General features: G+C 38.2%; 15 protein-coding genes. 3 read left to right on the top strand and 12 right to left on the bottom strand.

Features of this window, described 5'->3' with window-relative positions; genetic code table 11:
* Positions 1-88: 88 nt before the first annotated feature.
* From solA to ABDZ63_RS14955, 5 genes are all read right to left on the bottom strand, one after another.
* Positions 89-1,240 (bottom strand): N-methyl-L-tryptophan oxidase, encoded by a 1,152-nt coding sequence (solA, locus tag ABDZ63_RS14975; RefSeq protein WP_343784903.1) that lies wholly within the window; start codon positions 1,238-1,240, stop codon positions 89-91.
* 79 nt (positions 1,241-1,319) lie between these two features.
* Positions 1,320-1,799, bottom strand: a complete 480-nt coding sequence (locus ABDZ63_RS14970) for a competence protein ComK (protein WP_343784901.1) — start codon at positions 1,797-1,799, stop codon at positions 1,320-1,322.
* Between the two features lie 297 nt (positions 1,800-2,096).
* A complete protein-coding gene (locus ABDZ63_RS14965) occupies positions 2,097-2,894 on the bottom strand; it encodes an ABC transporter ATP-binding protein (protein ID WP_343784899.1) in 798 nt (265 codons plus the stop codon).
* An 11-nt stretch (positions 2,895-2,905) separates the two neighbouring features.
* A complete protein-coding gene (locus tag ABDZ63_RS14960; protein ID WP_343784897.1) occupies positions 2,906-3,880 on the bottom strand; it encodes an ABC transporter permease in 975 nt (324 codons plus the stop codon).
* 3 nt (positions 3,881-3,883) lie between these two features.
* Positions 3,884-4,903 carry an ABC transporter substrate-binding protein gene (locus ABDZ63_RS14955; protein WP_425541999.1) on the bottom strand — a complete coding sequence of 340 codons (1,020 nt, stop codon included), beginning with the start codon at positions 4,901-4,903 and terminating at the stop codon, positions 3,884-3,886.
* 375 nt (positions 4,904-5,278) lie between these two features.
* On the opposite strand from ABDZ63_RS14955, the gene ABDZ63_RS14950 reads away from it, so the two are divergent.
* Positions 5,279-5,431, top strand: a complete 153-nt coding sequence (locus tag ABDZ63_RS14950) for a hypothetical protein (protein WP_343784893.1) — start codon at positions 5,279-5,281, stop codon at positions 5,429-5,431.
* Between the two features lie 1,021 nt (positions 5,432-6,452).
* On the opposite strand, the gene ABDZ63_RS14945 is transcribed toward ABDZ63_RS14950, so the two are convergent.
* The gene (locus ABDZ63_RS14945; protein WP_343784891.1) at positions 6,453-7,994 is read right to left on the bottom strand and encodes a fatty acid--CoA ligase family protein; all 1,542 of its coding nucleotides are present in this window, start codon (positions 7,992-7,994) and stop codon (positions 6,453-6,455) included.
* Positions 7,995-8,174: 180 nt separating this feature from the next.
* The gene (locus tag ABDZ63_RS14940; protein ID WP_343784889.1) at positions 8,175-8,366 is read right to left on the bottom strand and encodes a YwbE family protein; all 192 of its coding nucleotides are present in this window, start codon (positions 8,364-8,366) and stop codon (positions 8,175-8,177) included.
* Positions 8,367-8,730: 364 nt separating this feature from the next.
* Here ABDZ63_RS14940 and ABDZ63_RS14935 point away from each other — a divergent pair, with 364 nt between their 5' ends.
* On the top strand, positions 8,731-9,312 hold the full coding sequence (locus tag ABDZ63_RS14935; RefSeq protein ID WP_343784887.1) for a cupin domain-containing protein: 582 nt from the start codon (positions 8,731-8,733) through the stop codon (positions 9,310-9,312).
* Positions 9,313-9,350: 38 nt separating this feature from the next.
* Here the strand turns inward: ABDZ63_RS14935 and ABDZ63_RS14930 are convergent, their stop codons facing one another.
* Positions 9,351-9,734 (bottom strand): hypothetical protein, encoded by a 384-nt coding sequence (locus ABDZ63_RS14930; RefSeq protein WP_343784885.1) that lies wholly within the window; start codon positions 9,732-9,734, stop codon positions 9,351-9,353.
* 133 nt (positions 9,735-9,867) lie between these two features.
* On the opposite strand from ABDZ63_RS14930, the gene ABDZ63_RS14925 reads away from it, so the two are divergent.
* Positions 9,868-10,341: a hypothetical protein gene (locus ABDZ63_RS14925; RefSeq protein WP_343784883.1), complete on the top strand. Its 474-nt coding sequence runs from the start codon at positions 9,868-9,870 to the stop codon at positions 10,339-10,341.
* 3 nt (positions 10,342-10,344) lie between these two features.
* On the opposite strand, the gene ABDZ63_RS14920 is transcribed toward ABDZ63_RS14925, so the two are convergent.
* The 4 genes from ABDZ63_RS14920 to ABDZ63_RS14905 all read right to left on the bottom strand — a co-directional run bounded on the left by ABDZ63_RS14920 (position 10,345) and on the right by ABDZ63_RS14905 (position 13,166).
* Complete coding sequence (locus tag ABDZ63_RS14920) at positions 10,345-10,971, bottom strand: phosphotransferase family protein (RefSeq protein WP_343784881.1); 627 nt, start codon at positions 10,969-10,971, stop codon at positions 10,345-10,347.
* 100 nt (positions 10,972-11,071) lie between these two features.
* On the bottom strand, positions 11,072-11,629 hold the full coding sequence (locus ABDZ63_RS14915; protein WP_343784879.1) for an NUDIX hydrolase: 558 nt from the start codon (positions 11,627-11,629) through the stop codon (positions 11,072-11,074).
* 29 nt (positions 11,630-11,658) lie between these two features.
* On the bottom strand, positions 11,659-12,492 hold the full coding sequence (locus ABDZ63_RS14910) for an alpha/beta fold hydrolase (protein WP_343784877.1): 834 nt from the start codon (positions 12,490-12,492) through the stop codon (positions 11,659-11,661).
* A gap of 188 nt (positions 12,493-12,680) precedes the next feature.
* On the bottom strand, positions 12,681-13,166 hold the full coding sequence (locus ABDZ63_RS14905) for an HIT family protein (protein WP_425541998.1): 486 nt from the start codon (positions 13,164-13,166) through the stop codon (positions 12,681-12,683).
* Between the last annotated feature and the right edge of the window lie 48 nt (positions 13,167-13,214).

The raw sequence follows: 13,214 nt of genomic DNA, 5'->3' as shown, positions 1-13,214 counted from the left end.
CCCCTTACCGCCTAAGCTACGCCCTTCACGCGCTTGAAGAGGGAGACTTCTTTCGGAAATACGTTAAATTTTCGTGATTTAAGAACTCTTATTCCCTTTGTTTCAAACCTCTTCCATCATTAAACCGACCCAAACGAAATGGTTTAATATTAAATTCCGTATCACCGTACAGTGTTAATTGCATTAAAATCTCACCAACAACACTACTAAACTTAAACCCATGCCCTGAAAAACCGCACGCGACATAGATGTTCATATAATCAGGAAGTTCATCAATAATAAAATGCCCATCAGGCGTGTTCGTATAAGTACATACTTTACCTTCATCATGAGACATTCGTTCTTTAAAAATCCGCTCAACTTGGCTTGTGACATCAACTAGATCATCATCGTAATGACCAAACGACGCTAAATTCATCACGTCTTCTAATGCATGTCCACCATCATGCCGCCCAAGTTTCACACCTTGATTTTCAACACTCGGAAAACCGTAAAACGTCTTCCCATCAACATCATAAGCCCACCCAGGAAAATAATCACGATGATAAAGTTCCTCATCAGCTTGAAACCACGAAAATGTTTTACGCGTAGGATTTAAAGGCAATTGTTCATTTAAGTGCTGTAACACTTGATTCGTCCCTTTACCCGCTGTAATGATGAGCTTTTTAGCTTGGATCGTTTCATTTGATAACGTAATCGTCACCTCATCGTCTCGGGCCTCGAGCTTTTGAACGTGTTCACTAAATTTAAACTCAGCACCAGCATCAAAAGCTAAATCACGATACGCCCTAATACAACGCTCACTCATTAAAACACCAGAATCAGGTTCAAAACAGCCCATTAAGTGATCATCAAGCTGAAAACCTTCCCAACGCTGATTCACTTCATCAGCCGTTAACACCTCTAAATTCAACTCATATGTCTTAGCACTTTCAATCACATTTTTAACGAAATCAGACTGCTTGTTCCCAATATTTAACACACCAGTTGAATAGAACAATTGCTCATCAACTTGTCGGTCAAGCTCATCCCACAATTCCTGTGCCCGAACCGCCATAGGAACATAACTCTCCCCTTCACCATAAGCATGGCGAATTAACCGAGTCTCCCCATGATGAGAACCTTCACTATGAGGCGGGTCAAACGCATCAATTAACACGACCCGCTGATTTTCCTTTGCTAAATAATAACCTGCAGCCATCCCCATCGATCCTGCGCCAATAATCGCAACATCATACATCTATATACACCTGCTTTATAACATTTTTCAGATAATTAGATGTATTTTAGCAATTAGGTTGAGGTGTGTCAAAGTTATTTTAAGGTTGGTAATTGGTGATGCGCTCCATGACTAAATGACGATATTGTGCTGTGCGATTTAATTGGTTGGTTAAAGAAGTGTGGGAATAATTCACCGTTAATGTTTTACCACCATAAAAGTCAACACGTGTCATCTTCGGAGCAAGGCGCTCCAGCCTTAATACGTAGCTATGTGCGATCCATGCACATTCATTAGAGTGTGGGGAAGTTGTTGGCATAAAGAACATACCAGAAGAAGGTTCAACTACAATAGGTGCTTTACGTGTTACACCAAAAACTTTACGTGTTCCATCGAGACGACCTTTTAAGCTACAGGAAAAGTAATTACAAATATCATCCATTAACTGTTTAGGTGTTAAGTAGCTATAATACTCATCATCAGTATTGACGACATAAGAACCATAAACACCATCAGATAATTCATGTGGCAAGACAGCCATTGTTTTTGAAGATATACGAGGGTTTTCATTAATTTCCATTTAATTCTCTCCTTTTTGTGAAAATTTATTTATATCATAATTAAAATTTTCAAAAAAGTAAAATAAGCTTTTTGTTCAAACTGACTACTTAAACTGTAAAAATGAGTCAAAAATCGATGAGAAACAACAATATTCATAGGAAAAATTCAAAAAACAGTAAATTTAATATTTTTCAAGAAAAATTGCTTTAAAACCTTTATCAGGTTTTAAATAGCCCATAGAATCGAAAGAGTAACTCATAACGTACAGTGTCCGACAATTCAAAAGAACCCTCCAAATTAAGGAGGGTTCTAGCGGTTATTTCGATAACAACGCACGATCACTAGCCATTCTCTTCCCACGAATGTCTTCGAAGTTCTGAAGGAGATCTGGAACAGTGAGTTCGTCTTTCTCATCATCATTGGCTTCGAAAATAATTTTGCCTTCGTCCATCATCCAGAGGCGGTTGCCGAATTCGATCGCTTGTTCCATTTGATGTGTGACCATGACGGTCGTTAAGCTGTGCTTTTCGACTAGCTCACGAGTTAAGCGTAAGACCAGCTCTTGTTTCGATGGGTCGAGTGCGGCTGTATGTTCATCTAACAGTAGTATTTTCGGCTCGGTGAAAGTTGCCATTAAAAGTGATAACGCTTGGCGCTCACCACCTGATAGTAAGCCGACTTTCGTATTCAAGCGGTCTTCTAAGTCGATTTCTAATGTGGCTAGATGTTCGCGGAAGCGCTCGCGAAGTTGTTTTGACACGCCACGGAATAAGCTGCGTCTTTTCGTCCGTCCGAGTGAGATGACCATATTCTCTTCAATTGTCATGCCTGGTGCGGTTCCTGCCATAGGATCTTGGAAAACTCGCCCGATATAAGCAGCGCGCTTTTGTTCAGGAAGGCGCGTGACATCTCGGCCATCCACCTTGACTTCACCTTCATCAGGAATGATTGAGCCTGCTAAGGTATTCAGGAGGGTCGACTTTCCAGCACCATTACTTCCAATAATCGTGACGAAATCGCCCGCTTCAAGCTCTTGATTCACACCAACTAACGCCAACCGCTCATCTGGGGTATTCGGGTAAAAGGTCTTATGAATTTGACTTAAGCTAAGCATCGTCTCTCCTCCTATCCACTTGCTGCTTTGGCTTTCGATTTTTTATATTGACTTTTGGCATTAGTCTGGCCTAGCCAGTGTGGGAATACTAATGCAACAACGACGATCAGTGCTGTAATGAGTTTCATATCACTTGCTTCTAAGAAATCGATTCGAAGCGCCATTGAATAAATAATCCGGTAAACGACCGCACCTAAAATCACAGCCAACGTCATGCGTACAATTTTGTCTTTACCAAATAGCACTTCACCGATAATAACTGATGCTAAGCCGATAATGATCATGCCAACACCTAAGTTAATATCCGCAAAGCCACTATGTTGAACGACCATTGCACCACTAAAAGCGACTAACATGTTCGAAACACCCATACCAACGATAATGTAAAGATTCGTATTCGCTGAGAAGCTACGAACCATCTTCTGATTGTCACCTGTTGCGCGTAAAGTCGTCCCCGCTTCAGTCCGTAAGAAGAAGTCCATTAACTTTTTCACGATGATAATCAGTACTAAAAGTGACATTAGTGCGTATAATGACCTTGGTGCAAAATCGGCAATTCCTAACCAATGAAACGGAGCCATGAAGATCGTCTCTAAATTCCACGCTTCCCACCAGCCACTTAACGTCGTAAACAGCGTATGTTCATTTAATAGCGGAATGTTCGGCTGCCCCATAATTCTAAGATTAATAGAATATAAAGCAATCATCATGAGAATCCCTGCTAGAAGTGGATTAATATTGCCTTTCGTATGCAGTAAACCCGTAATACACCCAGCAAAGAACCCCGCAATAGCTCCAGCGATCGTTGCCGTAAACGGGTCCGTGCCGCCAACAATCATGACAGACGTTACCGCACCACCCGTTACAAAACTACCATCAACCGTTAAGTCTGGGAAATCTAGCAGTCTAAAAGAAATATACACCCCTAGTGCCATAATCGCGTAGATTAAGCCTGATTCAATTGCGCCATATAATGAAGTCATCATGCCTTACTCACCTTCTTCTTCTGTCGTGACAATCTCCGCTCTTTCTCTTAACTCATCTGTTAATTCAACGCCCATCTTTTCAGCAGCATCTTCATTCACTTGTAAAAATAGATTTTGCGGATATGACGCTGGGATATCTTTAGGGTTTTCGCCATCTTGTAAGATTTGAACCGCCTTCTCACCCGCTTCATAGCCAATATCAAAGTAATCAAACCCGTAACCCGCAAAACCACCACGCTCGACTGAATCAAGCTCACTAACAAACACTGGCATGCTTTCATCTTGACCTACAGACAGAACGGACTCTAAAGCACTAACGACTGTATTATCGGTAATAATTAAGAATACGTCTGTTTGCCCGACTAATGACTCTGCTGCTTGCATGACTTCTGATGAAGCTGAAACAGTGGATTCATGAGTTTCTAGACCATTTTCATCTGCCACTTCATTGACTAACTCGATTTGTCTCACTGAATTTTGTTCACCAGAATTATAGATTAACCCGATTGATTCATAGCCTAAGTGTTCAACTAATTCCACTGCTTGAAAGACAGCATCTGGATGCATATCAGCTGTACCTGTTACATTGCCACCAGGAGCTTCCATCGATTCGACTAGCCCCGCCCCAATAGGATCTGTTACAGACGTAAAGACAATCGGAATATCCCTCGTTTCATTTAAAGCCGATTGTGTACTCGGCGTTGAATTACCGAAAATTAAATCAACATCATCACTGACGAATTTCTCAGCAATCAATTGAGCATTTTGGTTATCCCCTTGCGCTAAGGAAATATCATAAAACACTTCTAAACCAGCATCTTTTAATGCCTCTTGGAATCCTTCTGTTGCACGGTCTAACGACGGGTGCTCAACAATTTGTGAAACACCGACAACAAAGTCTGCCCCATCACGCGTTACTTCATTGTCTGCTTGATTTTCCTCAACTTCCGCCTCAACACCATCTCCATCTTCACCACAGGCAACAAGTACCATCAACAAACCAACTAACATCATCAACACCATTTTCTTCAACAAAACTCGCCCCTTTTCCACATAAGTGCTTTTATGCAATAAAGTATTTCTGAATATTGTTTACAATTATAGTGAATGCCTTATTCAAAATCAACCCTAAAAATAAAAAAAGATTCCCTAGCCATATGACTAAAGAATCTTTGTAAACGCTTACTATACTACTGTGTTGCGACTTGTTCTTTTAAGCTTCTTCTTAGAAATTTTAGAAATAAATCACTTTGGATTCAAACACGTATATACGTTCGATATCACTTTATATAAATTGGAAAGTCAAGTATAATTAGGACAAGCAGTAATTCGTAAACAAGGTAGGGGATTTACCTCTTTTATCTCGTCTATCTATAGGTGAGAAAGGGGGTGAGCCTTATGAGATATAATATGTTATGGGTGTTCCTAGCAGTTATAGGTGCCATGACGTTATTAGACGCTCATATTTTTGTCTTGCCGTTTATCTTCATGATAAACACAGGCAAAAATAAACTACCTTGTTGGGAGCAAGGTAGTAAGAAAAAATATTAACTATCTAAGACGGTAACAACCCTTACCTTGTGAAGCGGAGAGCTGCTACTAAGATGGAATGTGACCGCATTCCATCTTTTTTAGTTTTACTAAATAATATTCATTTTATACGTGTAACATGTACGTTCCATGTAACATCTATATTTGTCTATATTATAGTCATAAGGTGATAAGCCTGTCAATCAGTTAGCCCTTAATAGGTCTTATTTATATCTAACGAACAGGTTTTTCTTCAACCTAAGCAAAAGAGGCAAGTGAATCAGATGATGTTGAGTACATAACGATTGATCAAAATTTAATTGATGAAGCAGCTGCAATTGAAGATGAAATTGACCAATATGTTAGTGTAAATGAAGGAGGCTTTTTAGAATTGGATCCTGTGATATGCTGGATATTTCGCTACTTGTTGGTGGTAATTTAATTTGAAGGGTGGTTAAGTAATGTCACAAATCAAAGAATCAAGCAATGACAGTAAAATTACAATGAGCAAAAAAAGTTCTATTTCTTATTAGGATCTATCATTGCTGTAACCATATTTATATATGAGGTAGTAACACAAGGACTAGAGAGATTATTTTAATCTAATTATGCACGGGCAAATTTAGTTACGCCATAAATATTTCTGTTTAATACGTCTAAATGGCGATTTTGTTTGAATTTTGAAAAACACACATGACGTAACATAACCATACAGCAGCTAACATATAGCCAAAAAGAGCATAAAACTTATTCGGGAGGTATATCATGAAGGTCAACTACATCAAGTTTTTCTTCATAAGAAATCTGATCATATTCTAAGAGCATGAGATAAGCCACTGAGCGACGGTATACTTGGAAACAAGTCCTTATTCTTTCATGATTAGTGTAACCAATGCTGAGCAATCTTTTTATGATCTATATAAAGGAGCTGAAAACACGACACTTCATTTTCTTACATAATTGGAATATATTTTAATTAATTAACTAAAATAAAAGATTCCCTAGCCATATGACTAAAGAATCTTTGTAAACGCTTACTATACTACTGTGTTGCGACTTGTTCTTTTAAGCTTCTTCTTAAAATTTTTCCGGTTGTATTTTTCGGTAATTCGTCTAGGAAGTTGATTTCTTTCGGTTGTTTATATTTGGCCATTTTCTCTTGGCACAACTTGTGAAGGTCTTCTTCTGTTAAATCTTCCTCATTCGACACTACAAAAGCCACGACCGCTTCACCTAAGTTTTCGTCAGGAACTCCAATGACGGCAACTTCTGTAATGTTCTCATGACTATATAAAGTCTCCTCCACTTCACGTGGATAAACATTATAGCCCCCGACTAAAATTAAATCTTTCTTACGATCAACGATATAAAAATAACCTTCTTCATCTTGTTTCGCCATATCACCTGTATATAACCAATCATCTTTAATTGATGCTTGGGTTTCTTCAGGCATTTTGTAATACCCTTTCATCACATTCGGACCACGTACAGCTAACTCACCCACTTCACCTGTTGGGACTTCTTCACCAAGCTCGTTAACAACTTTATTCTCAACGTTAACGATGCTTGTACCAATTGAACCCGCTTTACGCGGACGATCAAGAGGATTAAAGCACGTCACAGGTGATGCTTCTGATAGGCCATACCCTTCAGAAATTTGAACGTCAAAGTGCTGCTCGAACTTTTCTAATAACGCAACAGGCATAGATGCCCCACCTGAAATACAGAGGCGAATGTTAGAGAAGTCCTTCTCCTCTTCATTTGGATACTGAAGTAAGTAATTGTACATCGTTGGCACACCAGCGAATACAGTCGCTTGATGCTCACGTGCAATATTAAATACAGCATCAGGTGAAAATTTCGGCACGATTAAAATCGTTGAGCCATTGACTAATGGTGCATTTAACGCAACTGTTAAACAGAAGACATGGAACATAGGTAGTGCTGCAATCACACGATCATTCTCACCAATCTGTAAATATTCAGCCGTATCTTTCGCATTAGAGAATAAATTCTGATGCGTTAACATCGCACCTTTAGGCTTGCCTGTCGTACCTGATGTGTACAAAATGACAGCGGTATCATCATCATGTAAAGTCGGACGATCAAATTCTAAACTGCCTGTTTGAACAAGCTTTGTAAAGGAATACGTCTGTTCTTTTAATGATGTTTTTAGTCCTTGTAATTGTGGGTCTGTCTCCCCAACAATATAATGTTCAACATTCGGAATTAATGACGTCATCTGTTCAAACTTCTCCATTAACACATCTAATGTTATAACACCTTTAACATCACCATTATTAATGATATATGAAATCTCATCAGCCGTGTAAATCGGATTAACAGGTATGACTGTCAAACCTAAACGCATCGCACCATATAAACCAATTACAAAGTGTGGCGTATTCCCAACCACAAGCGCAATATGGTCACCTTTCCTATAACCTAATGACTCAAGACTCGATGCAAATTTCGTAACAGACCCTTCTAACGTCATATAATCCGTCTCTTCTCCATTAAACACATAAGCCGGCTTCGACAAATGATTCTTCGCCGTTAAAGACAACTGATCACTTAAATTCATCAATCAACCTCCTCTTTGTATGTAAGCCCTTACAAGTAACAATTGAATGAATAATCATTCATTTAATTGTCTGAATTTATTATAAATTACTTGATTAAATTGGGCAAGTCATGAGAAAAGCATTCAGTTAAATTAAACAGTGTCCTCTAATAGCAAATCATAATGTCTGAATTGGATTAACTAAATAATATTTTTCACACGACCAACTTGACCATCTTCTAAACGGACCTTGATCCCATGAGGATGCGTCACAGATTTAGTCAAAATATCCTTAACCACCCCGCGTGTTAGTTCACCTGAACGCTGGTTTTTCTTTAAGACAATCTCGACTTCCATACCGATTTCAATGTTACTTCTTTGTTGTCCTGACATAATGCACTTCCTTTTCTTTTTATTTGAATTCAATGTTATTAACACGAATCATGATGATGATCTGATGCGACCATGATCAGCTAGCTGACCAAGAAAACCTTCTTTATTGAGCGATTTCCCTAATATTTGAGCGGAATTTGAAATAATTGAGCGATTTTCCTGATTTTTGAGCGAAAACTAAAATAATTGAGCGAAACCCTTAATTTTTTGAGCGAACGCACCATACATTAACCATTTGTTATATAGAAACTTTACATGACTTCCCACCAAAAGGCAACGCCCCACTCCAATCACCCTCCATCCCTTTATCCTAGACACTTGCATACATTATACAGAAGTGAAAAATTCGAAAGGGGATTGACTAATGTATTACAACCCACACTACATGAATCAGTCGAGGGGTCATTGGAACAACAGCTGGAATAATGACTGGGACAATAACTGGAACGATGACTGGAATAATTGGAACAACAATAACTGGGGACATAACAATTGGTACACTGATCATCCAAGCTGGTTCCATCATAATAACCATCATTTAACAGACCACGGCCCTAACCCATACACCGTAAATATTGAAGAAGCTACGCTATTAAACGATAATTTTCGTACCGCTCTATGGACAGGAGAGTATTTACAATTAACACTTATGAATATTGAACCTGGTGATGATATTGGCCTAGAAATCCACCGCGATCACGACCAATTCCTCCGCGTTGAAGATGGCCTAGGCTTAGTGCAGATGGGAGACCGTCGCGACCGTTTAGACTTCCAACGTCAAGTATCAGACAATGATGCGATCTTTATACCTGCTGGAAAATGGCATAACTTAATTAACACTGGGCGTAGATCTCTTAAACTTTACTCTCTTTACGCACCACCAGAACACCCACACGGTACTGTGCATAGAACTAAAGAAGAAGCTATGGGACATAAACATCATTAGGAAAAAAGCATCGAATTGTATGGCAATTCGATGCTTTTTTATTTCGGTAATTCCAAAAAGAATTCTCTAATTTCCTCTGGCAATTCATTTACAGAAAGCACCTCTAATCTTTCAGTTCCAGGAGAGGTCATGATCAAATATGACTTTGAGTTATACTCAAACAACGTGAACTGTCCAACTCTATTGACCTTATTGTCTTGAATGTAGTTAAACTCTTCTTCGGAAAAATAATCTTCATACCCTTCTACACTTAAGGATTGCACTTCCTCAAAACTGTCTGCAAAACGTAACTCTTGATACATTTCAACCGAGTTTTTAGGTGTAAATAAATAAACATAATATAACAACGCACCAGCTACAATTACCGCTGGAATAAAGAAAGTTAGAGATTTTCTCAACGTTTTTTTCTTATAAACATCCATTTTTGCCTCCCCCTTAGTTTCACTCCGATTTGGTCATTACTAATCGCCATGCAAGTCACACTCCACACATTGCAATGGAAAAATTAGGGTAATAAAATATAACTAACACTTTTTGAAAAGGAGTCTTGCGTTTGTGAATACGAATAAAATCTTGTTGTCGATCATTTTGTTAATTTCATTGGCCATAACAGGCTGTTCAATTAGCGCAGATGCTTCGAGCGAAAAACGAGTTGTCTATTCAGAACCAAGTATCATTGATCTACTAAACAAAGCATCTGAAGACTTCCATCATGCTACAATCATCACCACTAACGAAGGACACGAACTAATACTAATAGAACACCCTCAACACCAGTATCAAATTAACCATATTGACTATGTTGACGACCAGTATGTTCTAATCAACACGACAGACCGTTTAAAACCTCCAAAAGGACATGGAGGGACGATCGGTGTTGAATTAAAAGCCCAAGAGTTTCAGCTGGAATTAATCCCTAGTGATTCGGCAGGACATGACCTTCCTAGAATCAAAAATGAAGAATTTGCTATTAATCTTACAAACGAAAATGATGAATTGTTAATTGAAAACAGCTTTGAACTTAAGTAGTTTTTAAAAGGAATTGACCATTTTCAAAAGTCTTTCTTCTTCACTTTTTGGAAGTTTCTCTTCTAACCGTGCACCAGCAATAATCAGGAGCCAATCCAAAACTTCTTCATTATTTAGCCCACTTTTTTCACAATACATATGTAAATACATTTCCGCCAAGTCCATTGAAGCTTGTGAATACAATAAATAAGTCCGACAAGCATCTGCAAGAGGGTTTCCTGAACTTGCATCAACCCAGTCAATGATCGTTATTTCATCATTACTATTAATTAAATTAAATAAGTGAAAATCTCCGTGACAAAGCTTGTTGTCAGACGGCATTGATTGTAATTGCTCTAGTAGTCTCTCATTTTGTTGATCCGTTAACTGATGGGCAGACTTAATTTGACGCGTTAATTTTTCCGTCATTGTCTCGATTTCAGTAGCTTCAATCTGATGAACGGCTTGCTGCACTTTAATAGAAATACCCATATAGTATGCTGCATCTTTTTCATTATCATGGAGAAGGTCACCTAACGTTTTTCCTTTCACATACTCCATAATAATAGTCTGTTTTCCATCAACCTTTGTTACATCTAACACTTTAGGTACAGGAAGCCCACATGAATAGGCGAACTTTTGCTTATTCACTTCTTAGTATGGGTCAACGTCTGCTAAATGCTCATGAAAAACCTTCACAATATTACCTTCTGATAAATATATATTAGCTGTATTACCGCTTGCTAATGGTTTACTTAAATTCATTGTTATCCAAATAATTCTTTGCCATAAAATAAGCGTTAGCAGTAAAAAGTTGTGTTTTAATACGCTGACTTCTAATTAAATCTTCCATTTCATCAAAATCAAATACGTGCACGGTTATATCTTCATTTTCATCTAAGTTCTGATCAAATGTTTTAACAGCATCAGTTATAAGATAAGTGATGACTTTATTCGTTTGAGTTGCTGGGTTAACCATAAACTCGCCTAATTTGATAGGAAGTGTTTCTGTTGTAAAACCCGTCTCCTCCTCTATCTCTCTTAAAATTCCTTGTTCATTCGTTTCCCCTTGTTCCTTTTTCCCAGCAGGAATTTCTAAGAAAAAGTCCTCACCAGCATATCGATACTGTTCAACAAGTACTATATTACGCTCTTTAGTTAAAACAACTGCATTGACCCAATCTGAATATTCATTCACATAATAGCTGTCTATTACATTGTTATTCGGCAAAAGGCATTTATCTTTTCTTAAATTTCCAAAAGGTGTCTTGTACACATACTCTGATTTCAAGGTTTCCCACTTTTTCATATTGATCAATCACTCTCTCGACCTCTGTGCTATAGTGTACTCCTAACAAATTCTAAAAACTCATTTTCCTCTTCTGAAAAAGGATTATGATTGCTTTTCTCAAAAATGGTTAAAGAAGCATTAGGGATTAACTCTGCTATTTCAACTCCAAATTTCATTGGACATTGCGCATCGTATTTTCCGGTATAAATAAAACTAGGTGTCGTAATGCTTTTCAGCTCTTCTCTTATATCAAAATGAGGATATTCTACCTTTCTGAAATAATCTAATCGTTCTCCAACAGCCTTACCACTATTAGGCTTTTTCAGCGACTCTTTCAACTTATCCTCTGAGTAATAAGACATTAACGCCCACTCATACCCGAGTTGCCTACGAGTTTCCACAGGCGTAGTTGGATCATTTAAGCGATCCATAATTTCGACGATCCGGGTAAAGTTCGGGTTTTCCTTGCAATAAATACTATTTGGATCCAATCCGTATTCATAACTTGCAGCTGCTCCACCCGCGACAATTTTAGTTAAAGACTGTGACCTTAGAATGGCATACTTCAAAGCTAGCATCCCACCTGTTGAATGACCTGCAAAAGCCCACTTGTCATACCCAAGAGCTTCTCTAATAGCGTCCAAATCATAAATCGATTCATCCATACTATATTCATCATCATGTTCAGCCTTTACTGAGTTACCAGCACCTCTTAAATTAATTAAGAATACGCGGTAAAAATCAGTAAATGGATTGGCAAATGAATTACCTTTTTCATTAAATGCACTATAATGGTGAGTGACAGCAAGCGGCTCTCCCTCTCCCTTTTCAAATATCTCAAAAACGCCTCTGTTCGTTTCAATTAATCTTTTAGTCCACATAAATATCTCCTCTACTTTCTCTCCATTATCCTCAACCCAATATGTTTCCCGGTCATCAAAAAACCAACCAGATTTAAAGCGTTCTGTAATATCTTCCGCGGTTGGAAATGGGTTAGAGTGGAAGTCCCATGTGTCATCTCTACTTATATATACTCATTTATAGCATCAGTTTGATAACAAACTCACCCTTATTCAACTAACGCCTTGTTTTCTCGTATCCACGAGCGTAACTTTTCTGCATAAAGTGGACGTTCATCGGGGTCAGTAAAAGTACCTTTTGTTAGATAAAGGGTATCATTCTTATACCTTGGATACACGTGAAGATGATAATGCCACACGTCTTGATTTCCAGCAGGCTCATTATGTTGTCTAGTAGATATGCCATCGCACTCATATGTATTTTTTATGGCAAAAGCTATTAACTGTGCAGCACGATGAATTTCAGCAGCCATTTCTGCTGGAAGTTCATAAATGTTCTCGAAATGGTCATTTGGAACTACGAGAACGTGACCTTTGTTATTTGGCCACCATTTGCTAGCAATAAATGCTGTTACGTCTTTGTTCTTATAAACGATGTCTCTTTGTTTTGTACCTTTATTTGGCCTTTCAACTCCTGTAACAACCCGACAAAACGGACACTCATATCCATCAGGTTTATGTGAAAATGAGTTCACCACCATATTCACCTCATTAGAATAATATTATGTAATATATTTTCCTCA

This window comes from Alkalibacillus silvisoli (assembly GCF_039521975.1).
In the GTDB taxonomy this organism is placed as follows: Bacteria; Bacillota; Bacilli; order Bacillales; family Alkalibacillaceae; genus Alkalibacillus; species Alkalibacillus silvisoli.
This window is presented reverse-complemented; position numbering and strand designations above follow the sequence as displayed.

Bases quoted from the DNA above. Each gene is read 5' to 3' on its own strand.
- ABDZ63_RS14940 (WP_343784889.1), bottom strand. From the start codon at position 8,366: ATGTCAGGACAACAAAGAAGTAACATTGAAATCGGTATGGAAGTCGAG.
- ABDZ63_RS14955 (WP_425541999.1), bottom strand. From the start codon at position 4,903: ATGGTGTTGATGATGTTAGTTGGTTTGTTGATGGTACTTGTTGCCTGT.
- ABDZ63_RS14965 (WP_343784899.1), bottom strand. From the start codon at position 2,894: ATGCTTAGCTTAAGTCAAATTCATAAGACCTTTTACCCGAATACCCCA.
- ABDZ63_RS14915 (WP_343784879.1), bottom strand. From the start codon at position 11,629: ATGAAAAAGTGGGAAACCTTGAAATCAGAGTATGTGTACAAGACACCT.
- ABDZ63_RS14960 (WP_343784897.1), bottom strand. From the start codon at position 3,880: ATGATGACTTCATTATATGGCGCAATTGAATCAGGCTTAATCTACGCG.
- ABDZ63_RS14930 (WP_343784885.1), bottom strand. From the start codon at position 9,734: ATGGATGTTTATAAGAAAAAAACGTTGAGAAAATCTCTAACTTTCTTT.
- ABDZ63_RS14970 (WP_343784901.1), bottom strand. From the start codon at position 1,799: ATGGAAATTAATGAAAACCCTCGTATATCTTCAAAAACAATGGCTGTC.
- ABDZ63_RS14945 (WP_343784891.1), bottom strand. From the start codon at position 7,994: ATGAATTTAAGTGATCAGTTGTCTTTAACGGCGAAGAATCATTTGTCG.
- solA (WP_343784903.1), bottom strand. From the start codon at position 1,240: ATGTATGATGTTGCGATTATTGGCGCAGGATCGATGGGGATGGCTGCA.
- ABDZ63_RS14950 (WP_343784893.1), top strand. From the start codon at position 5,279: ATGAGATATAATATGTTATGGGTGTTCCTAGCAGTTATAGGTGCCATG.
- ABDZ63_RS14910 (WP_343784877.1), bottom strand. From the start codon at position 12,492: ATGTGGACTAAAAGATTAATTGAAACGAACAGAGGCGTTTTTGAGATA.
- ABDZ63_RS14935 (WP_343784887.1), top strand. From the start codon at position 8,731: ATGTATTACAACCCACACTACATGAATCAGTCGAGGGGTCATTGGAAC.